A 21,404-nucleotide genomic window follows, 5' to 3' on the forward strand; every position below is an offset into this window, starting at 1 on the left:
GCCCCAAGTGCGCTGCATCACAGGCCCGTTCACGACCATGAGCCGGGCTGTTCTTCCGTACCGCCCGACTTGCTCCCGCTTCGCACCCAATGCGAAGAATGGCGCGGCGCTGATGTCGTGACGAGGGGAGCAGCACGTGGGTGCGATCACGCTGGTGAAGGACGACGGACCGCGCGTCGCCGACGATCCGCCCTCCGGCCAGGCGTCGCCGCCCCCACCTGAGGAGGCCGCCCTCGGCCCCCGCCGCGTCCGGCTCGTCTTCTTCGGCCTCATGCTCGCGCTGCTGCTCGCCGCGCTGGAGCAGATGATCGTCGCCACCGCGCTGCCGAAGATCGTCGGTGAACTCCAGGGCCTGGACCGGATGTCGTGGGCGATCACCGCCTATCTGCTGACCGCCACCATCGGTCTGCCCGTCTACGGCAAGCTCGGAGACCTCTTCGGCCGCAAGGGGGTCTTCCTCTTCGCCATCGTCGTCTTCGTCATCGGCTCGGCCCTGGCCGGCTGGTCACGGTCCATGGACGAGCTCATCGCCTTCCGCGCCGTGCAGGGTGTCGGCGCGGGCGGCCTGATGATCGGCGTCCAGGCGATCATCGCGGACATCGTCCCGGCCCGGGAACGCGGCCGGTACATGGGTCTCATCGGCGCCGCGTTCGGCCTCGCCTCCGTCGCCGGACCGCTGCTCGGCGGCTTCTTCACCGACCACGTCTCCTGGCGCTGGTGCTTCTACTTCAACGTCCCCTTCGGGCTCGTCACCCTCGCCGTCGTCGCCGTCGTGCTCAAGCTTCCCAAGCCGGAGACCCGGGCCCGGCTCGACGTCCTCGGCGCGATCCTGCTCGCCGCCGCCTCCACCTGCCTGGTCCTGCTGACCAGTTGGGGCGGGACCCAGTATGCGTGGGACTCCAGGGTCATCCTCGGTCTCGGCGCCGGCGCGGCCGGAACGGCCTTGCTCTTCCTCGTCGTCGAGCACGTCGCGCCAGAACCCCTCATCCCGCTGCGGCTGTTCCGCGACTCCGTCTTCACGGTCACCAGCCTTGTCGGCGTGGTCGTCGGCATCGCGCTCTTCGGCGCCGCCAGCTATCTGCCGACCTTCCTCCAGATGGTCGAGGGCGCCACCGCCACCGAGTCCGGCCTCCTCATGCTGCCCCTGATGGGCGGGATCGTCCTCGCCTCGATCGTCTCCGGGCAGCTCATCACCCACACCGGCCACTACAAGGTCTATCCGGTGCTCGGCGGCGCCGTCTCCGTCGTCGGCATGTGGCTGCTCTCCCGGATGGAGACGGACACCCCGCGGTTCCACCACAGCCTCTGGCAGGCCGTCCTCGGCATCGGCATCGGCCTGGTCATGCCCGTCCTGATCCTCGCCGTCCAGAACTCCGTGCGCCCCACCGACCTCGGCACCGCCACCAGCGCCCACAACTACTTCCGGCAGATCGGCGGCAGTGTCGGGGCCGCCGTCTTCGGCACCCTCTTCGCCTCGCGGCTCGACGATGCCCTCGCCGACTCCCTGCCCCGTACGGCCGGAGCCCCGCTGCCCGCCGCCGAATCGATCACTCCGCAGGCGGTGCACGCCCTGCCGCCCGCGCTGCGCGACGCCTACATCCAGGCGTACGCGGACGCGATGCCGCGCATCTTCCTCTACCTCGTGCCGGTCCTCGTGCTCGGACTCGTCCTCGCCTTCTTCCTCAAGGAGAAACCGCTCGTGTCCCACCACACTCCCACCACCGAGGCCCCCGCCGCCGTCCCCAGGGCCAGGAGCGCGGTCCCCACCCTCGCGGGACTCCCGGTCTGCGGCACCGTCCAGCACCACGACGGCAGCCGCGTCCCGCGCGCGGCCCTGACCCTCATCGACGTCCAGGGGCAGCAGATCGGGCGCGGCGGCAGCGGTGAGGACGGGCGGTACGCGCTCAGCGTCCCGGGCCCCGGCTCGTACGTCCTGATCGCGGCGGCCGGCGGCCACCAGCCGCAGGCCGTCTCCGTCACGGTCGGCGAACGGCCCGTCGAGCTCGACGTGGTCCTCGGCGGCGCGGGAAGGCTGGCCGGCTCCGTCGTGACCGCCGACGGAACTCCCGTACGGGACGCGGCGGTCACCCTCACCGACGTACGCGGCGAGGTCGTCGCCTCCACCCGCAGCGGACGCGAGGGCGGCTACGTCATCACGGAGCTGGTGGCCGGGGAGTACACGCTGGCCGCCAGCGCCCCCGCCTTCCGGCCCGCCGCGTTGCCGGTGAGCGTGCAGGCCTCCCGCGAGACCCGCCAGGACATCGAGCTGGCGGGCGGCGCGGTGCTGCGCGGGACGGTGCGCGCGGGGGGAGGACGGCCGGTCGAGGACGCGCGCGTCACGCTGCTCGACGCGGCGGGCAACGTCGTGGACACCCTGACGACCGGCCCTGACGGCACGTTCCGCTTCGTGGACCTGTCCTCGGGCGAGTACACGGTCATCGCGGCGGGCTATCCGCCGGTCGCCACCGTCCTCCAGGTCGCGGGCGGCGGCCGCACCGAACGCGACCTCCAGCTCGGCCACGAGGACTAGTGCTGCGCCGCGGAAGTTCGTGGAGGGGTATTCATCAGATGGCCGATCCGCTGAGGTAGAGGTCTCCTGCGCGGTCGAGGGCTTCCTCCGGGGATCCGGCGGGCAGTCCGCTGGGCAGGATGCTGTCTTCGTAGCTGTCGTTGCCGGCCAGATGGAGGGCGAAGCGCCAGGTGCGCAGCACGCCGGTGAACCGCAGGCGGCACAGCGGGAGGCTCTGCTCACCTGGCAACTCGGCCGCCACATAGGCGAATCCGGCGCGGAAGCGGACCCGTGATGGCCTCCACGTGCGGCCAGCGCTCGCGGGCGCGGCGGTTCTGGCGCCGACGCAGGTGGTGCTGCATCGATTCTGGTGTCTTCTTCGGCACCGGCCCATCCTGCCGGGTGCGGCATCGACCGCCGTGATCGTTGGCCATGCGTGGTGATCAAGGGGCGGGAACGGCGGTTGCGGCCGAGCGGCCGGGGCGGCCGAAGGCCTACGGTCCCGAGGCGCGCCGTCGATCGGCCCGAGGGGGCGGTGGTGCTCTCGATCGACGAGAAGACGCGATCGCCGCCCGCTCACGCCGCCATCCGAGCCGCCCCGCGCGGCCTGGCGAGCCCGCCCGGCAGGAGTTCGAGTGCCGGCGCCACGGCACCGCCTCCCTCGTTGCGGACGCCGATGTCCGCACCGGCGAGGTACTCACCGAGGTCATCACCCGCAACGACGCGGCGACCTTCGCCTCCTGGCTCAACCAGGTCGAACTGTTCTTCTCCGCCCTGACCCGCCGGGTCCTGCAAGACGGCGACTTCGCCAGCCGCGACGACCTGATCGAGAAGCTCGAGGCTTACACGATCGGGTACAACGAGACCGCGAGGCCCCACCGGTGGACCTGCGAAGGCACCCCGCGCAAGGCAGCCTGACCAACCCCCTCCACGAACGTGCGCGGCGCAGCACTAGGGTGGTCTGTCATGAGAGACGCTCCACAACCGGCCCCCCGGTCGCGCCGGCGCCGGACGACCGGTCTCGTCGCGGTGTCCGTCGCCGTGGCGGCGCTCGCGACCGCATTCGTCGTGGCGGCTCCGCCCTCGCGGCCCGCGCCGAGCCCCGCGCGGACCGCCCCGTCTCCGGCCCCGGAGAGTCGGTGGATCCGCCCGGTCGGCGCCCCGCTGACCGTGATCGCCCACCGCGGCGCCTCCGCCGCCGCTCCGGAGAACACCCTGGTCTCCGACGAGGTGGCCCGTCGCGGCGGGGCCACGTGGATCGAGAACGACGTCCAGCCCAGCCAGGACGGCGTGCCGTACATCCTCCACGACACCACCGTCGACCGGACGACCGACGGCACGGGCCCGATCCGCTCGCTGACCTCCGCCGAGCTGAACACCCTGGACGCCGGTTCCTGGTTCGCCCCCGCCTTCGCCGGTGCCCGCGTCCCGACCCTTGCCGCCCAACTGGAGGATCTGCGGGAGCGCGGGGGCCGTCTGCTCCTGGAGATCAAGGGCCGCCACAGCCGTGCCGAGGTGGCCAGGATCGTCCAGGAGGTCCGGGAGCAGGACATGACCGGCCGGGTCTTCGTGCAGAGCTTCGACATTTCCTCGCTGCGGTACGTTCGCGAGTTGGCGCCCGAACTGCCGGTGGGCCTGCTGCGCGGTGTCCTGGACGCCGATCCGGTCGGACTCGCCGAGGAGTTGGACCTCGACGCGTACAACGTCTCGGACACCGCGCTGTCCGCCCGCCCGCGGCTGGTTCAGGAGCTGCACGCGGCGGGCGTGGCCGTGAACGTCTGGACGGTCGACGCCCCGGCCCGCTGGCAGGCCCTGAACAGCCTGGGCGTGGACGGGGTCATCACGAACCGGCCGGCGGAACTCACAGGCTGGAACGCGGGCCGCCGGTCCTAAGTGCTGCGCCGCGGAGGTTCGTGGAGGTGCGGGCGATGGCCCGCGCCATCTCGGTCTGCAGGGCCGGGTCCTCCTTCATCCGGTCGAGCAGCGCGCCGCGCGCGGCCTCCGCCGTGCCCGGGTCGGCCAGGATCGCGGCGCGTAGCGCGGTCGGGTTCTCGGCCACCTCCAGCGCCTTCGTCGGCCGGATGCCCTCGGCCTCCGCCGGGCGGTGATCGCGTGCGGGCTGCCCGCCCGGCCGGACGCTGCGGGCCACCTTCAGCGCGAACGCGAGAGGTCTCCTGCCGGGCGGGGGCAATTGATAGGGCTGTAGGGGTTGTCAGTGCAATTTCACATTACTATGTTACAGCGCACACGGCGTGCTGAACATCCGTCACATGCCGTGCGAACCACAACAGTTCTTGCTCCACTCCCCACAGCCACCCCCCTACAGCAGGAGTTCTGTTGTCCATCCACAGACGTGTGCGCTCGTCCCTGCTCGCCTCCGCGATCGCGATGACCCTCCTGGCCTCCGCCGGTCAGACCGGCGCCTCCGCCGCCACGGACCCCGTCCCGGCCCCGGCGCCCGGCGCGGCGGGACCGCAGGAAGCCGGGCACGGGGCCAATCCGTTCGACGAGGTCGAGCATCTCGGCAGCGCTCCGCGCCAGACCTTCGGACCCGCACCGGCCCCCGGCGGCCTCGCCATCGGCCGCGTTCCCGGCCGGGCCCCGGCGGTCACCACTGCGCGGGCCTATGCCGCCGCCGTCACCACCACAGCCGCCGGTGTCCCCTGCACGCTCGACGGGATCACGGGCCTCGGCCCCGAGCAGTTCGCCGACTTCCTCGCCGACCCGGCCGTCACCGCCGACGGCTGTCTGCGGGGCCTCATCTGGACCTGGGACGCCCGGCTCACGCCCGTCATGTCCGACGCCCACGTGCAGGCCGTCGCCCGCCGAATATCGAGCCTGGCCGCCGCCCACGACGGCCGGAACTCCTCCCACCTGGAGGAGATGTTCACCTACCTGCACGCGGTCGCGTACCACGACTACGGGCGCGACGAGATCGACACCAGCGACGCCCCCACGGTGAACGCGATACGTCAGGCCGTCGCCGATTTCGGCGCGGCCGCCCGCACCTTCGACGTCACCAGGACCAACGCGAACACCCTGCGCGAAGCCCTCTACGCCGCGAGCGCCCCGGGCCTGCGCCAGCACCAACTCGGCCTGATACCAAGGGTCCTGGCCACCATGGACCCGTCCCACACCGCCACCCACCTGGACACCGCCTGGGCGGGAGCCGCGCTCGCCGCGCTCTCGGTCAACTACCTGGGCGTCTACCCGGGCAACCAGGACACGGCCTTCCACGCGGCCGTCGCCGCCGACCCGGCCTACCGCGCCGCCTTCAAGGCCTTCGCGAGCTACGGGCACCTCAAGGGCACCGCCAACAGCTGGGTCGCCCGCGACGCGCTCAGCGAGTACGGCCGCTTCGGCCAGATCGACAGCCTCAGGAACGGCGTCGTCGCCGACCTCGGCATCCTGCTCACCCCGGTCGTGGACACCTTCGGACGCGGTAGCCAGCAGTGGGCCTCGGTGGTCTCCTGGCTCAACTTCTACGAGGCGTGCAAGCCGTACGGGGTGTGCAAGGAGGACATCGAGAAGCAGATCTTCCCCTACACGTACACCTACGACAACGGCGCCATGAAGGTCCGCACCGGTCTCGACCGGGCCACCGTCGACCAGCTGTACTACGCCAGCAAGCAGGTCAAGGCGCAGTTCCACCGCGTCCTCGGCACCGACCGGCCACTCGTCGGGGACCCCAACACGACCCTGAACATCGTGCTCTACGGCTCCCGCGCCGACTACGAGAACTACCACCCCATCCTGACCGGCATGGGCACCAACAACGGCGGCATCTACATCGAGCGGGGCGCCACCTTCTACACGTACCAGCGCCGCGTTCCGCAGGACTCGTCCCTGACGCTGGAGGAGCTGTTCCGGCACGAGTACGTCCACTACCTCAACGGCCGGTTCGCCGTCCCTGGCTTCTTCGGCGAGGGACCCTGGTACCAGGACGACCGTACGACCGCGATGGACGAGGGCACGGCCGAGTTCTTCGACGGGGCCACCCGCGACGACGGCATCGCGGTCCGCAAGTCGCTCGTCCGCAGCATCATCAACGACACCGCGGGCGGCGGCCCCCGGATGACCGTGGAGCAGATCCTCAACGCCACCTACGACGGCGACGGCTTCCGCTTCTACGCGTACGCCGGCACGTTCTTCGAGTACCTGTGGACGGAGCGGCCCGCGCTGCTCCGCGAGATGTACACCCACCTGCGCGCCAACGACGTCCGGGCGTACGACTCCTGGCGCCGGCGGATGAGCTCCGACACCTACCTCCAGCGCGGCTACGACCGCTTCCTCGACGCGCAGATCGCCAAGGTCGACGACCTGTTCGTCCCCAACACCACGTACACGCCCAACGACCAGCTGCGCGACTCGGCGCTCGCGTCCGTGAAGTCCTCCTTCGCCGCCGCCACCTACAGCACCCCCGACTGCGTGGAGAACGGCGACCCGGGCAAGCGCCGCTTCGTCTGCACCGGCCGGATCACCGCCAACCTGACCAACTGGGCGAGTGACGACCAGAACTTCAAGGACATGTCCGAGACGGTCGACTACTTCATCCTGGACCGGGCCGGCGCCGCGTCCACCAACCTGGCCGACATGAACTGCAGCTTCGGACCCGTCGAGATCTGGTCCAACAGGATTGCCGGAACGTCGAGTTACAGCTGCGAGGGTCCGCTGCGCAGCTGACCCGCCCCATCCGTCCGGGCCGGCCTTCACCCACGGGGGGAGGGCCGGCCCCCCGGCACCCTCGAAACACCGTCCCGGAGGCCATACTTCGTGAGCAGCACCCCGCACACCGTCGTCCGTACCACCGACTACCACACGGCGGGCGAACCCTTCCGCATCGTCGCCGAGGACCTGCCCCGATCCCCGGCGACACCTCGCCGAGCGCCGCGCCCTCGCACCACGGCTCGGACCGCTCGACGAGCTGCGCCGCCTCCTGGTCCGGGAACCACACGGGCGGACACGGGGGAATGTACGGCGGGTTCATCGGACGGGAGGCCGCACCACCGGCGTCACCTTCCGCAACATCCCGACCCGCGTCATCGCGCGCAAGGTCCCGGTGACCACCGGACGTGGCACCGTCGAGGCCGACCTCGCCCACTCCGGGGCCTGTTACGTCTCCGTCGCCGCCCGCGACCTCGGCCTGGACGTCAGCCGCGCCTCCCTGCCCGCCCTGGTTTACGCCGGGCGGGAGATCCGTGCCGCGCTCGCCGCGCACGACGTGTACGGGGTCATCCTGTACGAGGACCTGCCCGACACCCCCTCCGGCCCACGCCAGCGCAACGTCACCGTCTTCGCTGACGGGCAGATCGACCGCTCGCCCTGCGGCTCGGGCACCTCCGCACGCCTCGCCCTGCTCGCCGAGGACGGGCGGCTCGCACCCGGGGGACACCCTGCTCCACGAGTCCGTCGTCGGTACGGTGTTCACCGGCCGCCTGCTGCCCGGGAGGATCACGGAGGTGACCGGCACGACGCACCGCACCGGCACCCACACCTTCGTCCTCGACCCCCATGACGACCTCGGGACGGGATTTCTGCTGTGACCCATCTGCTCCAGATCGACGCCGCGACCATGACACGTCTGCTCGACCCGGCGGCGGCCGTCGAGGTGTTGGCCGACGTCCTGCGCGCCGGACTCGACCCCGAGGCCGGACCGCCCCGCACCGCTGTCCCCGTCCCCGCCGGTGAACTCCTGCTCATGCCCGCGGCCTTCGGTTCATACGCCGGCGTGAAGATCGCCGGTGTCGCCCCGGGCAATCCGGCCGCCGGCCTGCCCCGCATCACCGGCTCCTATCTGCTGTTCGACGGCGTGAGCCTGCAGCCGCTCGCCCTCCTCGACGGCGCTGCCCTGACCGAGCTGCGCACGCCGGCCGTCTCCGCCCTCGCCGTACGGCATCTGACACCGGTCGTCAGGCCACTGCGGCTCGTCCTCTTCGGCTCCGGTCCCCAGGCCTATGGGCACCTGGAGGCCGTCCTCGCCGTACGCGAGGTCGCCGAGGCGGTCGTCGTGGCGCGCAACCCGATCGGGGCGCGCGCCCTGGCCGGATACGCGCGGAAGCTCGGCGTCCCGGGCCGCACCGGCACACCCGACGACGTGTCCAAGGCCGACCTCGTCGTCTGCTGCACCACAGCCCGTGAACCCCTCTTCGACGGAACCCTGGTGGCTCCCGACGCCACCGTCGTCGCGGTCGGCTCGCACGAGCCGGCCACCCGCGAGACCGACACCGCGCTTGTGGCCCGGTCCGATGTCTACGTCGAGGCGCGTACCGCCGCCCTGCGCGAGGCCGGTGACCTGATCATCCCGGCCGCCGAGGGGGCGATCGGCGCGGGCCACATCGCGGGCACCCTCGCCGACCTGGTGAACGGCCGCCGGGCGCCGTCGACGGAGCGCCCGCGTCTCTTCAAGAGCGTGGGCATGGCCTGGGAGGACCTCGCCGTCGCAAGCGCCCTGTACCGGGCGGCCCGCGCGGCCTGACGACACACCGATGCCCCGGCCCCGCTCGACGCGCGGGCCCGGGGCATCGGCACGTCGTCAGGCCGCCTCGGGGAAGTGACAGGCGACCTGACGTGACTCGCCGGGCGAGGCGATCCGCAGCAACGGCGCCTCGGCCCGGCAGATCTCCTGGGCCTTCGGGCAGCGCGGATGGAACGTGCAGCCGGGCGGGGGAGCGGCCGGGCTGGGCGGGTCGCCGAGCAGCGTGATCCGCTCCCGGGTCCGCTCGGCCGCGGGGTCCGGCAGGGGCACGGCGGAGAGCAGCGCCCGCGTGTAGGGGTGGGCGGGGGCCGCGTACACCCGTTCCTTCGGACCGATCTCCACGATCCGGCCGAGGTACATCACGGCGACCCGGTCGCAGACCCGCTTCACCACCGACAGGTCGTGGGCGATGAAGAGGTACGCGAGCCCGAGTTCGCGCTGGAGCCGCTCCATCAGGTTGACGATCTGCGCCTGGACCGAGACGTCGAGGGCGGAGACCGGCTCGTCGGCGACGACGAGCCGGGGGCTGGTGGCCAGGGCGCGGGCGATGCCGATGCGCTGGGCCTGGCCGCCGGAGAACTCGTGCGGATAGCGGTCGATGTGCTCCGGGATGAGTCCCACCAGATCCATCAGCTCCACGGCCCGTTTGCGCGCCTCGGTCGCCGAACTCCCTTGCACTAGCAGCGGGTCGGAGATGATCCGGGCCACGGTCTGCCGGGGGTTGAGGGAGGAGTGCGGGTCCTGGAAGACCATCTGCAGATCGCGGCGGAGCGGCTTGAGCTCCCGCTGGGACAGGTGGCTGATGTCCCGTCCGTCGTACGAGACCGAGCCGGCGGTCGGCTCCAGGAGCCGGACGATCATGCGGCCGGTGGTCGACTTGCCGCAGCCGGACTCGCCGACGAGGCCGAGCGTCTCGCCGGCCGCCACGTCGAAGCCGACCCCGTCGACGGCCCGGACCGGGGCCGAGCGGGCCCGGCGCCCCGGGAAGGTCATCGTCAGGTCCTGTACGCGGAGCAGGGGTTGGGGTGTCGTGGTCATCTGGTGACGCCTTCGTACGCGGGGAAGTGGCAGGCGACCTGATGGCCCTCCGGGCCGCCGAGCGGCGGGCGTTCGCTCGTGCAGCGCGCCCGCTCCTCCTCGGAGCCCTGGGCCGCCCGGGGGCAGCGGGGCGCGAACGCGCAGCCCGGTGCCGGGTCGAGCAGGGACGGCGGGCTGCCCGGGATCGCCCGCAGCGGGGCGTCGTCCGGGTCGTCGAGCCGGGGCAGCGAGTCGAGCAGGCCGCGGGTGTAGGGGTGGGCGGGCGCCGCGAACAGGGCGTCCACCGGGGCGTGTTCGGCGGCCCGCCCGCCGTACATCACCAGGACGTCGTGGGCCACCCGGGCGACCACCCCCAGATCGTGCGTGATCATGACGACGGCGAGCCCCCGCTCTTGCTGGAGCCGGGCGATCAGCTCCAGGATCTGGGCCTGGACGGTGACGTCCAGGGCGGTCGTCGGCTCGTCGGCGATCAGCAGATCCGGCTCGCAGACCAGCGCCATCGCGATCATCACGCGCTGGCGCATGCCGCCCGAGAACTGGTGCGGGTACTCGCCGGCCCGGCGCCGCGGCTCGGGGATGCCGACCTCCGCGAGCGCCTCGACGGCCCGCTCACGGGCGGCCCTGCGGCGCGAGCCGAAGTGGACCCGGTGGTGCTCGGCGATCTGCTCCCCGACGGTGTAGTACGGGTGCAGGCTGGAGAGCGGGTCCTGGAAGATCATGGCCATCTTCCGGCCGCGCAGCCCGTTCAGCTCGCGGTCGGACAGGCCGATCAGCTCGCGTCCGTCCAGTGTGACGGAGCCGGTGACCTCGGCGCCGGTGTGCAGGCCCATGACGGCCAACGACGTGACGGACTTGCCGGAGCCGGACTCGCCGACGATGCCGAGGGTCCGGCCGCGCCGCACGTCGAAGGCGAGGGAGTCGACGGCCCGGACCGGGCCGCGCTTCGTCGGGAAGGTGACCGTCAGGTCCCGTACCGACAGGAGAGAGGCGGAGGGGTCCATCAGTACCTCACTCGCGGGTCGACGACGGCGTACAGCAGGTCGACGGCCAGGTTGGCGACGACGATGAAGGTGGCGGCGAGCAGGGTGACCCCGAGGATGACCGGCTGGTCCCCGGTGGACAGGGCGCCGTAGAAGAGCCGTCCTATGCCGGGAAGGCCGAAGATGGACTCGGTGATCACCGCGCCCGCGAGCAGGCCGCCCAGGTCCATCCCGAAGATGGTCAGGATGGGCGTCATGCCCGCCCGCAGGCCGTGCTTGACGACCACCGTGCGACGCGGCAGCCCCTTGGCGCGGGCGGTGCGGATGTACGGCTCCGCCATGCTCTCGATCATCGAACTGCGGCTCTGCCGCGCGTACATGGCCGCATACAGGATCGCGAGCGCGAGCCAGGGGAGCAGCAGGTTGGAGGCCCAGGCGAGGGGGTCGGAGCCGAAGGGCACGTACTGCGGATAGGGGAGCAGCCCGGTCACTCGGATCAGCCCGTAGATCAGGATCACCGAGGTGAAGTAGACGGGCAGCGAGGCGGCGGCGACCGCGCCGACCATCAGGGCGCGGTCGGTGAAGGTGTCCTTGTGCAGGGCGGCGGTGACCCCCGCCGAGAGCCCGAGCACGAGCCAGATCACGGCGGCGCCCAGGGCGAGCGAGGCGGAGACCGGGAGCCGGTCCACGAGCAGGTCCCACACGCCCTGGCTGCTCTCGTACGAGTAGCCCAGGCACGGGAAGTCGCAGGCCAGGGCGTACTGCCCGCTGCCCATGGTGCGGCCCGTGAAGATGCCGGTGACGAAGTCGGCGAACTGCCGCCACAGCGGGTCGTCCAGGCCCATGTGGGCGCGGATCGCCTCCAGGCGTTCGGCGCTGCACGACTTGCCGCAGGCCGCGGCGGCCGGGTCGGAGGGAAGGACGTAGAAGATGGTGAAGGTGACGGCGGCGATGGCGATCAGGACGCCGAGCACGCCGAGGAGCCGGCGCCCGAGGTAGAGGATCACGCGCTGCTTCCTCTCGGGTCGAGGATGTCGCGCAGCGCGTCGCCGAGCAGGGTGAACGCGAGCACCGTGAGGAAGAGACAGAGGCTCGGGACGACGAAGTACATGGGATCCGTGTCGTAGTAGGCGACGCTCTCGGCGATCATCTGGCCCCACGAGGGGGTGGGCGGGCGCACGCCGACGCCGAGATAGCTCAGGGCCGCCTCGGTGGCGATCATCCCCGGGATGATCAGCGTGGTGTACGCGATGACGGGCCCGGCGACCCCCGGCAGGATGTCGCGCACCAGGATCCGCCAGGGCCCCGATCCGCCGACGCGGGCGGCGTCGACGTACTCGCGGTGCTTGAGCGAGAGGGTCTGGCCGCGCACGACGCGGGCGATGCCGGGCCAGCCGAAGAGGCCGATGACGGCGGTCATCAGCAGGATCCGGTTGACGTCCCGGGCCACCGACATCATCGCGATCATGAAGATGAGGGAGGGGAAGGACATGGTCAGGTCCATGAGGCGGGAGAGCACGGTGTCGGTTCGGCCGCCGAAGTACCCGGCGGCGATGCCCGCCGCCGTTCCGGCGAGGACGACGATCGCGGTCGCGGCGAAGGCGATGAGCAGCGAGACCTGGGCGCCGTGCACGACCCGGGCGAACAGGTCGCGGCCGGTGACGGGTTCGACGCCGAGCCAGTGCTCGGCGGAGACCCCGCCGAGCGGGCCGATGGGCTGGCCGCCCAGGTAGGGGTCGACGGCGCTCTTGTCGAACTCCTCGGGGCCCCAGCCGCCCAGCGCGCTGAGCAGCGGGGCGGCCACGGCCATCAGCGCGAAGAGCGCGACCACGGCGAGCGAGAGCTTCACGGAGGAGCGGCGGCGCAGTTCCGCGCGGGCGAGCTGCCAGGGGCCGCTGCCCGTGGCGAGCGGTGCGGTGGTGGTGGACATGTGACGGAGCCTCAGTCGTTGCTCTTGGAGGGGTCCTTGAGGCCGACCGTGGCGTAGTCGATCTGACCGCCGAAGGAGGTGTGGCCGAAGGCTCCGGCGATGTTGGTACCGATCAGCAGGGGCATGCGCTCCACGACGGCCGGCGCGGTCGGGGCCTTGGCGAGGATCTCGCCGTCCAGCTGCTGCCAGGCCTTGTTGGCCTGCGCGGCGTCGGCCATGGCGGCGATCTCGTCCATCCGCTTCATGGTCGCCTCATCGCGGAAGAGCGAGTGGTTGCCGGAGTTGCCTTTCTCCTTGATGTAGCGGCCGTCGAAGACGAAGGGCAGGAAGGTGGAGCCGGAGGGGTAGTCAGGGCACCAGCCGGTGTAGACGAGGTCGGTGCGGTTCTTGGTGTCGCCGATGGTGTCGTAGAACGCGGAGGCGTCGACGGTCTCGATGGTGACCTTGATCCCGGCCCTGCCCAGGGACTGCTGGACGGCCTCGGCGACGCCTTTGTCGCCGTTGGAGACGGTGATGCTGGTGGCGAATCCGTCGGCCTTGCCGGCCTCCTTGAGCAGCTGCTTGGCCTTCTCGACGTCGCCGGTCGCGGGGATCTTGAGGGTGTCGGGCTGCTTCCCGCCGTCGAAGAGGGAGCCCGGCATGAGGGCCGTGGACGGGTCGTTGAGCGCCGGGCCGCCGGAGGCGGTCAGGATCGCCTCGCGGTCCAGGGCGTACTGCACGGCCTGCCGGACCTTGACGTCGTCGAAGGGGGCGCGGCCGGTGTGCATCTGCACCATCTCGGTGCAGTTGGTGGACTCGGCGAGCAGCCGGGCCTTGACCTCGTTCTTGGTGAGCACCTTGGGGGTGGACTCGGGGCGCAGCTTGGCCCAGGGCACGGCGGAGGCGTCGGCGCCCGACGAGCTGATCAGACGGTCGTCGATCTGATTGGCCTTCAGGCCCATCGTCACGACCACCTTGTCGGGGTACGCCTTGCGCACCGTGTCCGTCTTCGGGTCCCAGTGGGTGTTGCGGACCAGGACGAGCTGCTTGTCGCGGGCGTAGGACTCGATCTTGTACGGGCCCGAGGAGAACGGGCGGTTGTCGTACTGGGGGCCGTTGTCCTTCGCCTTCGGCACGGGGGCGAAGGTCGGCAGGACGGTGGCGTACGGGAACTCGGCGAACGGCGTGCGCAGTTCGAAGACGATCGTGCGGTCGTCGGGGGTCTTGATCGAGTCGAGGTGCTTGCCCTGGGCCGGGCCCTGGTAGCCCTCGGCGCCGGCGAGGTAGCGGGCCGCGTAGTCGGGGCCGCCGGGCAGGTCGGGCGAGAAGGACCGCTCGACGTTGTACTTGACGTCCTGGGCGGTGATCGGCGAGCCGTCCTCGTACTTCAGCCCCCGCTTGAGCCGGAAGGTCCAGGTCTTGGCGCCGTTGGAGGAGGTGCCGAGGTCCTCGGCGAGATCGGGGACCAACTCCCCGCCCTTCGCGCCGGGTTCCGCCTTGTACGTCACCAGGGTGCGGTAGAGCAGCCGGGTGCCGAAGTCCATGTCGCCCATGACCCAGTTGCGGGCCGGGTCGAGATGGGTGAAGTCCTGGTTGGACAGGACGGTCAGCGTGCCGCCCTTCTGCGGCGTACCGCCGAGTACCGCGCCGTTGTTGGCAGTAGCGGGGTTCTTGGCTCCCCGGCCGTCGTCGGCCTTGTGCCCGCCGGAACAGGCGGCCGCTCCGAGGGTGAGGGCGGCCACCAGGGCGGTGGCGAGGGCGGTACGGGTGCGCGTGTCCATCAGTGATCACTCCGAGAGCAGAGTCGGACAGCCGGCCGGGCGACGAAGGACGGCCGCTGGAATGTGACCGGTAACATAGTAATGTGAAATTGCACTGACAACCCATCGGGAGTCTCGTTACCCATCCGTGTCCGGCCGGACGCGCCGCTTGGGTCAGGGGTCTTGGCGAGAGGCTGTGCAATGTGAAATATTACTGACGTGCTCACGAGAAACAGCTCGGACGTCATCGTCGTCGGCGCGGGCGTCGTCGGCGCGGCCTGCGCCTACTATGCCGCCCGGGCCGGCCTCAGCGTCACCGTCGTCGACCGTGGCCCCGTCGCGGGCGGCACCACGGGGGCCGGGGAGGGGAACCTCCTGGTCTCCGACAAGGAGCCCGGCCCCGAACTCGAACTCGCCCTGCTCTCCGGAGCGTTGTGGCGGGAGCTGGCCGAACTGCTCCCGCCGGACATCGAGTACGAGCCCAAGGGCGGGGTCGTCGTCGCCTCGGACGAGGACGGGATGCGCGCCCTGCGCGTCTTCGCCGCGGGGCAGGGCAAAGCCGGTGTCGACGCCCGGGAGGTCCCGGCCGAGCGGCTGCACGAGCTCGAACCCCACCTGGCGCCCGGGCTCGCGGGCGGCTTCCACTATCCGCAGGACGCCCAGGTCATGCCCGCCCTCGCCGCCGCCCACCTGCTGCGTGCGGGCGCGGCGCACGGGAGCGCCGTACGCAGCAGGCTCGGCGAGGAGGTCCGGGCCATCCTCACCGGGGCCTCCGGGGAGGTGCGCGGGGTACGTACGACGGCCGGGGAGATCCATGCCCCGTACGTGGTGAACGCCGCCGGAACCTGGGGCGGCGAGCTCGCGCGGCTCGCCGGAGTGGAGCTGCCCGTCCTGCCCCGCCGGGGCTTCGTCCTGGTCACCGAACCCCTGCCGCGCCTGGTGCGCCACAAGGTGTACGCGGCGGACTACGTGGCGGACGTGGCGAGCGGATCGGCGGCGCTGCAGACCTCGGCCGTGGTCGAGGGCACCCCGGCGGGCCCGGTCCTCATCGGCGCCAGCCGGGAACGGGTCGGCTTCGACCGCACCCTCTCCACCGAGGTACTGCGCCGGCTCGCGGCCGGGGCCACCCGGCTCTTCCCGGTGCTCGCCGGGGTGCGGGCGCTCCGGACGTACGCGGGCTTCCGCCCCTATCTGCCGGATCACCTGCCCGCGATCGGCCCGGACCCGCGCGTCCCCGGTCTGCTGCACGCCTGCGGACACGAGGGGGCGGGGATCGGCCTCGCGCCGGTCACGGGGCTGATCGTCGCCGACTGCCTCACCGGGGGCGAACCACCGCTCGACATCGGGCCGTTCAGGCCCGAGCGATTCGCGTCGACGTCCGCCTGACGAGATGCGCGTCGACTTCCGTCTGACGCGATGTGCGTCGACCTCCGTCTGAACCCACCCGAGAGGAGGGGCCCCGTGGCCCGAACCCCCGCCGACCTGGTCGGCGCGCAGTCCGACCCGCCGTTCGAGATCACCTTCGACGGCCGTCGGATCACCGCCCTGCCCGGCCAGTCCGTCGCCGCCGCCCTCTGGGCGGCCGGAATCCTCGCCTGGCGCACCACCCGGATCGGCGGGCGCCCACGGGGAGCGTTCTGCGGCATCGGCCAGTGCTACGACTGCCTCGCCACCGTCAACGGCGAGCCCAACCGCCGGGCCTGCCTCGTCCCCGCCCGGCCAGGCGACGCGATCACCACCCAGGAAGGACACGGCCATGACCGCCTCGGGGTGTGAACCTTTTGAGCCGTACGATCTTCTCGTCATCGGCGCGGGCTCCGCCGGAATCGCGGGAGCCGTCGCCGCGTCCGAACTCGGCCTGTCCGTCGCCTTGGTGGATGCCTCGGCCCAGACGGGCGGGCAGTTCTACCGGCATCCCGCACCGGCTCTGGGGGCCGCACGGCCCGAGGCGCTGCACCACGACTGGTCGGCCTTCCGCGACCTGCGCCGGCGGCTGGCGGCCAGTGACGTGACCCATCTGGCCGGGCACCACGTATGGAGCGTGACCAGGGACGCCGATGCGGCCGTCGACGGCCCGTGGACGGTGCACGCCGTCACCGGGCCGGACGCGGCCGAGGAACGGCCCGTCCGGGTGCGGGGGCGCGCCGTGCTGCTCGCCACCGGAGCGTACGAGCGTCAACTCCCGTTTCCCGGCTGGACCTTGCGCGGCGTCGTGGGTGCCGGGGGAGCGCAGGCCATGCTCAAGTCCGGCCTGGTCCTTCCCGGTCGGCGGATCGTCGTCGCGGGCAGCGGTCCGCTGCTCCTCGCGGTCGCCTCGTCGCTGGCCGCGGCGGGGGCGCGGGTGCCGGCCGTGGTGGAGGCGTCCGGATATCTGCGGTACGCCCGCAGTCCCCGGGCGCTCGTGACCAACCCGCACAAGGCCGCCGAGGCGCTGGTCCACGGCGCGGCGCTGCTGCGGCACGGCGTACGGCTGCGGACCCGCAGCGCCGTCACCGAGGTGCACGGCACCGACCGGGTGGAGGCCGTCACCGTCACGCGTCTCGACCGCGACTGGCGGCCCGTACGGGGGTCGGGCCGGCGGATCGCCTGCGACGCGCTGGCCGTCGGGCACGGACTGGTTCCCCAGATCGAACTGGCCACGACGCTCGGCTGCGCCACTCGCCCCCTGCCGGACGGCACCCTGGCCCTCGCTCTGGACGGTCTTCAGGAGACCTCGGTGCGCGGTCTGTGGGCGGCCGGTGAGACCGGAGGGGTAGGGGGAGCCGAACTGGCTCGCGCAGAGGGTGAGTTGGCCGGGGTCGCGGTGGCGGTCCGGGTGCGGGGGACACACGTTCCCGGCAGCCGGGTACGCGAACTGCGCCGCCGCCGGGACCGGATGCGGGCCTTCGCCGAGGTCATGGCCGCCGCCCACGCGCCCGGGTCCGGGTGGCCGGGTTGGCTGACCGACGACACGGACGTGTGCCGCTGCGAGGAGGTCACCGCCGGGCGGGTCCGCGAGGCGGTCGCCGAGCTGGGGGCGCGCGACGCGCGGACGGTCAAGCTGTTCACCCGGGCCGGCATGGGCTGGTGCCAGGGACGCATGTGCGGGACGGCCGTGGCCTGCCTCGCGGCGCGCGACGGCGCGGCCGTCGAACCCCCGGCCGAGCGGCGTCCGTTCGCGGTGCCGGTCCCACTGTCGGCGCTGGCTGCACTCGGCGAGGCCGACGAGACACCCGAGACACCCGAGACACCCGAGTCCGAACAGTCCTAGGCGCTCCCCACCCCTTGTGGGCGCCGGGGAACCCCCAATAAAATGTCACACGATACAGAAAGGTTCGTCGACATGACCGCCACCTCCTGGACCAGCGCCACCCCCTGGCGCGGCATCATGGTCGCCACCACCCTTCCCCTGCGGGACGACCTCTCCGTCGACCACGACGCCTACGCCGAGCACGTCCGCTGGCTGATCGACAACGGCTGCGACGGAGTCGTCCCCAACGGCTCGCTCGGCGAGTACCAGACCCTCACCGACGAGGAGCGGGCTCACGTGGTCCGCACCGCAGTCGAGGCGGCGGGCGACGGGGCGCGGGTCATGCCTGGCGTCGCCGCCTACGGCAGCGCCGAGTCCCGTCGCTGGGCGGAGCAGGCGGCCGAAGCAGGCTGCGGTTCCGTGCTGCTCCTGCCGCCGAACGCCTACCGCGCCGACGAACCGGCCGTGCGCGCCCACTACGCCGACGTGGCCAGGGCCGGGGTGCCGGTGGTCGCGTACAACAACCCCATCGACACCAAGGTCGACCTCACCCCCGAGCTGCTTGCGCGGCTGCACGAGGACGGCAGCATCGTCGCCGTCAAGGAGTTCAGCGGCGACGTCCGCAGGGCGTACGAGATCGCCGAACTCGCCCCTGAACTCGACCTGTTGATCGGTGCCGACGACGTCCTCCTCGAACTGGCCGTGGCCGGTGCCGTGGGCTGGATCGCCGGGTACCCCAACGCGCTCCCGGCCACTTGCGCCGAGCTGTACCACGCCGCGGTCGCCGGCGACCTGGCCACCGCTCTGCCGCTCTACAAGTCCCTTCACTCGCTGCTGCGTTGGGACTCGAAGACCGAGTTCGTCCAGTCGATCAAGCTGTCCATGGACATCGTCGGCCGCCGGGGCGGCCCCACCCGCCCGCCGCGCCTCCCGCTCACGGGCGAGACCGAGGCCCGCGTACGGACCGCCACCGAGAAGGCCGTCGCCAACGGTCACCACTGACCCCTCAGCCGTCCACCACGGCACACGACCCGGTCCTCCACCGAAAGGAAGCCCCGTGCGTACGCGTCATGTCTTCCACGCCGTCGACTCGCACACCGAGGGCATGCCCACGCGCGTGATCACCGGAGGCGTCGGGGTGATCCCCGGCGCCACCATGGCCGAGCGCAGGCTGCACTTCATCGAGCATCTGGACCACCTCCGGACGCTCCTGATGTACGAGCCCCGGGGGCACGCCGCCATGAGCGGCGCGATCCTCCAGCCGCCCACCCGGCCCGATGCCGACTACGGCGTGCTCTACATCGAGGTCTCCGGGCTGCTGCCGATGTGCGGACACGGCACGATCGGCGTCGCCACCGTCCTCGTCGAGACCGGCATGGTGCCGGTGACCGAGCCGGTCACCACCGTCCGCCTCGACACCCCGGCCGGCCTGGTCGCCGTCGACGTACGGGTGGAGGACGGCGCGGCGAAGTCGGTCACCTTCACCAACGTGCCCGCGTTCTGTGTCGGCCTTGACCGCAAGGTGACCGTTCCCGGCTACGGAACGGTCACCTACGACCTCGCCTTCGGCGGCAACTTCTACGCCTTCGTCGAACTGGACGCCCTGGGGCTGCCGTTCGACCGGGCCCGCAAGGAGGAGCTGCTCGCCGCGGGCCTCGCGATCATGGAGGCGGTCAACGCCTCCCCGGACCGGCCCGTCCACCCGGAGCGGCCGGAGATCGCCGGCGTGAAGCACGTGTACCTCGCGGCCTCCGGCTCCGACGCCCGCCACTCCCGCCATGCCATGGCCATCCACCCCGGCTGGTTCGACCGCTCCCCGTGCGGTACCGGCACCTCGGCCCGGATGGCCCAACTCCACGCCCGCGGCGAGCTGCCGCTCGACCGCGACTTCGTCAACGAGTCCTTCATCGGTACGAGCTTCACCGGCAGGCTCGTCGCCGAGACCGAGGTCGGCGGGGTGCCCGCGGTCATTCCGACCGTCACGGGCCGGGCCTGGATCACCGGTACGGCGCAGTACTTCCTCGACCCGGACGACCCCTTCCCCGGAGGCTTCCTCCTGTGACCACCGACCTCACCGATCCCACGGGCGTCACGACCCTCACCTCCCGCAATCCCGCCGATCCGGCCGACGTACTGCTGCGGATCCCGGCGCCCGGCGCGTTCGCGGCGGCCGACGCCGTCGAACGGGCCCGCGCCGCCCAGACCGACTGGCTGCACGGCGGGGCGGCGGCCCGCTCCGCCGGCCTCGGCGCCGTCGCGGCGGCCGTCGAGGCCGCCGGGCCCGAACTCGCGGCGCTCGCCGTGCGCGAGGTGGGCAAGCCGCTCACCGAGGCGAGGGCGGAGGTTGCCCGGACCGTCGCTGTCTGGCGCTACTACGCCCAGGCCCCCTTCGAGTCCACCGGAGCCGTCCACGACACCGCGGCGGGCCCCGGACTCCTCCTGACCCGGCGCCGCCCGCACGGCGTGGCGGGGCTGATCACACCCTGGAACTTCCCCTTCGCCATCCCGAGCTGGAAGGCGGCCCCGGCGCTCGCCGTCGGCAACACCGTCGTCCTCAAGCCGGCCCCCGAGGCCACCGCGTGCGCGCTGCGCCTCGCCGAGATCGTCGAAAAGGCTCTGCCCCAGGGGGTGTTCACCGTCCTGCCCGGCGGAGCGACCGAGGGCAACGCGCTCGTCTCCGCCGCCGATGTCGTCTCCTTCACCGGCTCGACCGCCGTCGGCCGGGCCGTGGCGGCGTACGCCACGGCCCGGGGCGTCCCGGTCCAGGCCGAGATGGGCGGCCTGAACGCGGCGATCGTGCTGCCGGACGCCGATATCGACCAGGCCGCCGCCCACATCGCCGCCGCCCTCGCCGGGTTCGCAGGACAGAAGTGCACCGCCACGAGCCGGGTGATCGCCGTCGGCAGCGCATTGCCGCCCCTGCGCGAGGCGCTCACCGAGGCGCTCCGCGCCGTCCCGGTCGGCGACCCGGCCGACCCCGCCACCGTGTGTGGCCCGCTCATCGACGCGCGCGCCCGCGACCGGGTCGGCGAAGCGTGGCAGGGGCTGCCGGCGCTCGCCGGCGGCACCCTGCCGTCCGGGCCGGGCTGGTACGCGACCCCGACCCTGGTCGAGAAGGTCTCCCCGGAACACCCGCTCCTTCACGAGGAGGTCTTCGGCCCGATCGCGGCCCTGCTGTCCGCCGACGACCTCGCCCACGCGGTACGGATCACCAACTCGGTGCCGTACGGCCTGGTCGCCTCGGTCCACACGGCCGATCTGAACACGGCCCTGCACGGCCTCGACGCGCTCGACACCGGGATGATCCGGATCAACGCCCCGTCCAGCGGCGTGGACTTCCACCTCCCGTTCGGCGGGGCGAAGGCGTCCAGCCACGGGCCCCGCGAGCAGGGCCGGGCAGCGCTGGACTTCTACACGTCGAGTCGCACGTACACCCTGTCACCTGCGGGAGCAACGTGACATTGTACGGTGGTGGTCGAAGAACGAACGAAGGGACCACCACCG

Annotated in this window: 18 protein-coding genes and 2 pseudogenes; 13 read left to right on the forward strand and 7 right to left on the reverse strand. The window is 72.1% G+C overall.

Features of this window, described 5'->3' with window-relative positions; translation table 11 throughout:
• Positions 1–136: 136 nt before the first annotated feature.
• Positions 137–2,530 carry an MFS transporter gene (locus ACZ4VI_RS27405; protein ID WP_468003412.1) on the forward strand — a complete coding sequence of 798 codons (2,394 nt, stop codon included), beginning with the start codon at positions 137–139 and terminating at the stop codon, positions 2,528–2,530.
• A 34-nt stretch (positions 2,531–2,564) separates the two neighbouring features.
• Here ACZ4VI_RS27405 and ACZ4VI_RS27410 read toward each other — a convergent pair whose 3' ends face one another.
• On the reverse strand, positions 2,565–2,771 hold the full coding sequence (locus ACZ4VI_RS27410) for a hypothetical protein (RefSeq protein WP_468003413.1): 207 nt from the start codon (positions 2,769–2,771) through the stop codon (positions 2,565–2,567).
• A gap of 170 nt (positions 2,772–2,941) precedes the next feature.
• Between ACZ4VI_RS27410 and ACZ4VI_RS27415 the strand changes: the two genes are divergently transcribed.
• The gene (locus ACZ4VI_RS27415) at positions 2,942–3,427 is read left to right on the forward strand and encodes a hypothetical protein (protein ID WP_468003414.1); all 486 of its coding nucleotides are present in this window, start codon (positions 2,942–2,944) and stop codon (positions 3,425–3,427) included.
• Positions 3,428–3,475: 48 nt separating this feature from the next.
• Entirely contained in the window at positions 3,476–4,402 is a 927-nt protein-coding gene (locus tag ACZ4VI_RS27420; protein ID WP_468003415.1) for a glycerophosphodiester phosphodiesterase, read from the forward strand.
• Between the two features lie 25 nt (positions 4,403–4,427).
• On the opposite strand, the pseudogene ACZ4VI_RS27425 reads toward ACZ4VI_RS27420, so the two are convergent.
• Positions 4,428–4,607, reverse strand: a pseudogene (locus tag ACZ4VI_RS27425) (hypothetical protein); the annotation flags it as partial.
• Between the two features lie 239 nt (positions 4,608–4,846).
• Between ACZ4VI_RS27425 and ACZ4VI_RS27430 the strand changes: the two are divergent.
• The 4 genes and pseudogenes from ACZ4VI_RS27430 (at position 4,847) to ACZ4VI_RS27445 (ending at position 8,984) form a co-directional block, all read left to right on the forward strand.
• On the forward strand, positions 4,847–7,192 hold the full coding sequence (locus ACZ4VI_RS27430) for a collagenase (protein WP_468003416.1): 2,346 nt from the start codon (positions 4,847–4,849) through the stop codon (positions 7,190–7,192).
• Positions 7,193–7,535: 343 nt separating this feature from the next.
• Positions 7,536–7,823, forward strand: a pseudogene (locus ACZ4VI_RS27435) (proline racemase family protein); the annotation flags it as partial.
• Positions 7,824–7,929: 106 nt separating this feature from the next.
• Positions 7,930–8,052 carry a hypothetical protein gene (locus tag ACZ4VI_RS27440; RefSeq protein WP_468003417.1) on the forward strand — a complete coding sequence of 41 codons (123 nt, stop codon included), beginning with the start codon at positions 7,930–7,932 and terminating at the stop codon, positions 8,050–8,052.
• A gap of 29 nt (positions 8,053–8,081) precedes the next feature.
• Positions 8,082–8,984, forward strand: a complete 903-nt coding sequence (locus tag ACZ4VI_RS27445; protein WP_468003613.1) for an ornithine cyclodeaminase family protein — start codon at positions 8,082–8,084, stop codon at positions 8,982–8,984.
• A 57-nt stretch (positions 8,985–9,041) separates the two neighbouring features.
• Here ACZ4VI_RS27445 and ACZ4VI_RS27450 read toward each other — a convergent pair whose 3' ends face one another.
• The 5 genes from ACZ4VI_RS27450 to ACZ4VI_RS27470 are packed head-to-tail and all read right to left on the reverse strand — an operon-like array spanning position 9,042 to position 14,692.
• Positions 9,042–10,022: an ABC transporter ATP-binding protein gene (locus ACZ4VI_RS27450; RefSeq protein WP_468003419.1), complete on the reverse strand. Its 981-nt coding sequence runs from the start codon at positions 10,020–10,022 to the stop codon at positions 9,042–9,044.
• Positions 10,019–11,023, reverse strand: a complete 1,005-nt coding sequence (locus ACZ4VI_RS27455; protein WP_468003421.1) for an ABC transporter ATP-binding protein — start codon at positions 11,021–11,023, stop codon at positions 10,019–10,021. The genes ACZ4VI_RS27450 and ACZ4VI_RS27455 overlap by 4 nt, the downstream gene beginning before the upstream one ends.
• Positions 11,023–12,009 carry an ABC transporter permease gene (locus ACZ4VI_RS27460; RefSeq protein WP_468003423.1) on the reverse strand — a complete coding sequence of 329 codons (987 nt, stop codon included), beginning with the start codon at positions 12,007–12,009 and terminating at the stop codon, positions 11,023–11,025. The genes ACZ4VI_RS27455 and ACZ4VI_RS27460 overlap by 1 nt, the downstream gene beginning before the upstream one ends.
• Positions 12,006–12,932 (reverse strand): ABC transporter permease, encoded by a 927-nt coding sequence (locus ACZ4VI_RS27465; RefSeq protein ID WP_468003424.1) that lies wholly within the window; start codon positions 12,930–12,932, stop codon positions 12,006–12,008. The genes ACZ4VI_RS27460 and ACZ4VI_RS27465 overlap by 4 nt, the downstream gene beginning before the upstream one ends.
• Before the next feature lie 11 nt (positions 12,933–12,943).
• Positions 12,944–14,692 (reverse strand): ABC transporter substrate-binding protein, encoded by a 1,749-nt coding sequence (locus ACZ4VI_RS27470; protein ID WP_468003426.1) that lies wholly within the window; start codon positions 14,690–14,692, stop codon positions 12,944–12,946.
• Positions 14,693–14,890: 198 nt separating this feature from the next.
• Between ACZ4VI_RS27470 and ACZ4VI_RS27475 the strand changes: the two genes are divergently transcribed.
• The 6 genes from ACZ4VI_RS27475 to ACZ4VI_RS27500 all read left to right on the forward strand — a co-directional run bounded on the left by ACZ4VI_RS27475 (position 14,891) and on the right by ACZ4VI_RS27500 (position 21,359).
• Positions 14,891–16,057: an NAD(P)/FAD-dependent oxidoreductase gene (locus tag ACZ4VI_RS27475; RefSeq protein ID WP_468003428.1), complete on the forward strand. Its 1,167-nt coding sequence runs from the start codon at positions 14,891–14,893 to the stop codon at positions 16,055–16,057.
• Between the two features lie 75 nt (positions 16,058–16,132).
• A complete protein-coding gene (locus ACZ4VI_RS27480) occupies positions 16,133–16,447 on the forward strand; it encodes a (2Fe-2S)-binding protein (RefSeq protein ID WP_468003429.1) in 315 nt (104 codons plus the stop codon).
• On the forward strand, positions 16,428–17,921 hold the full coding sequence (locus ACZ4VI_RS27485) for an FAD/NAD(P)-dependent oxidoreductase (protein WP_468003431.1): 1,494 nt from the start codon (positions 16,428–16,430) through the stop codon (positions 17,919–17,921). The genes ACZ4VI_RS27480 and ACZ4VI_RS27485 overlap by 20 nt, the downstream gene beginning before the upstream one ends.
• A gap of 72 nt (positions 17,922–17,993) precedes the next feature.
• On the forward strand, positions 17,994–18,902 hold the full coding sequence (locus tag ACZ4VI_RS27490) for a dihydrodipicolinate synthase family protein (RefSeq protein ID WP_468003433.1): 909 nt from the start codon (positions 17,994–17,996) through the stop codon (positions 18,900–18,902).
• Between the two features lie 55 nt (positions 18,903–18,957).
• Positions 18,958–19,962 carry a proline racemase family protein gene (locus tag ACZ4VI_RS27495; RefSeq protein ID WP_468003434.1) on the forward strand — a complete coding sequence of 335 codons (1,005 nt, stop codon included), beginning with the start codon at positions 18,958–18,960 and terminating at the stop codon, positions 19,960–19,962.
• A complete protein-coding gene (locus ACZ4VI_RS27500) occupies positions 19,959–21,359 on the forward strand; it encodes an aldehyde dehydrogenase family protein (protein ID WP_468003436.1) in 1,401 nt (466 codons plus the stop codon). The genes ACZ4VI_RS27495 and ACZ4VI_RS27500 overlap by 4 nt, the downstream gene beginning before the upstream one ends.
• Positions 21,360–21,404: the final 45 nt, after the last annotated feature.

This window comes from Streptomyces sp. NPDC029169 (assembly GCF_055563935.1).

Coding starts and splice junctions, on each gene's coding strand:
- ACZ4VI_RS27415 (WP_468003414.1), top strand. CDS start 2,942: ATGCGTGGTGATCAAGGGGCGGGAACGGCGGTTGCGGCCGAGCGGCCG.
- ACZ4VI_RS27420 (WP_468003415.1), top strand. CDS start 3,476: ATGAGAGACGCTCCACAACCGGCCCCCCGGTCGCGCCGGCGCCGGACG.
- ACZ4VI_RS27445 (WP_468003613.1), top strand. CDS start 8,082: ATGACACGTCTGCTCGACCCGGCGGCGGCCGTCGAGGTGTTGGCCGAC.
- ACZ4VI_RS27450 (WP_468003419.1), bottom strand. CDS start 10,022: ATGACCACGACACCCCAACCCCTGCTCCGCGTACAGGACCTGACGATG.
- ACZ4VI_RS27455 (WP_468003421.1), bottom strand. CDS start 11,023: ATGGACCCCTCCGCCTCTCTCCTGTCGGTACGGGACCTGACGGTCACC.
- ACZ4VI_RS27465 (WP_468003424.1), bottom strand. CDS start 12,932: ATGTCCACCACCACCGCACCGCTCGCCACGGGCAGCGGCCCCTGGCAG.
- ACZ4VI_RS27470 (WP_468003426.1), bottom strand. CDS start 14,692: ATGGACACGCGCACCCGTACCGCCCTCGCCACCGCCCTGGTGGCCGCC.
- ACZ4VI_RS27485 (WP_468003431.1), top strand. CDS start 16,428: ATGACCGCCTCGGGGTGTGAACCTTTTGAGCCGTACGATCTTCTCGTC.
- ACZ4VI_RS27490 (WP_468003433.1), top strand. CDS start 17,994: ATGACCGCCACCTCCTGGACCAGCGCCACCCCCTGGCGCGGCATCATG.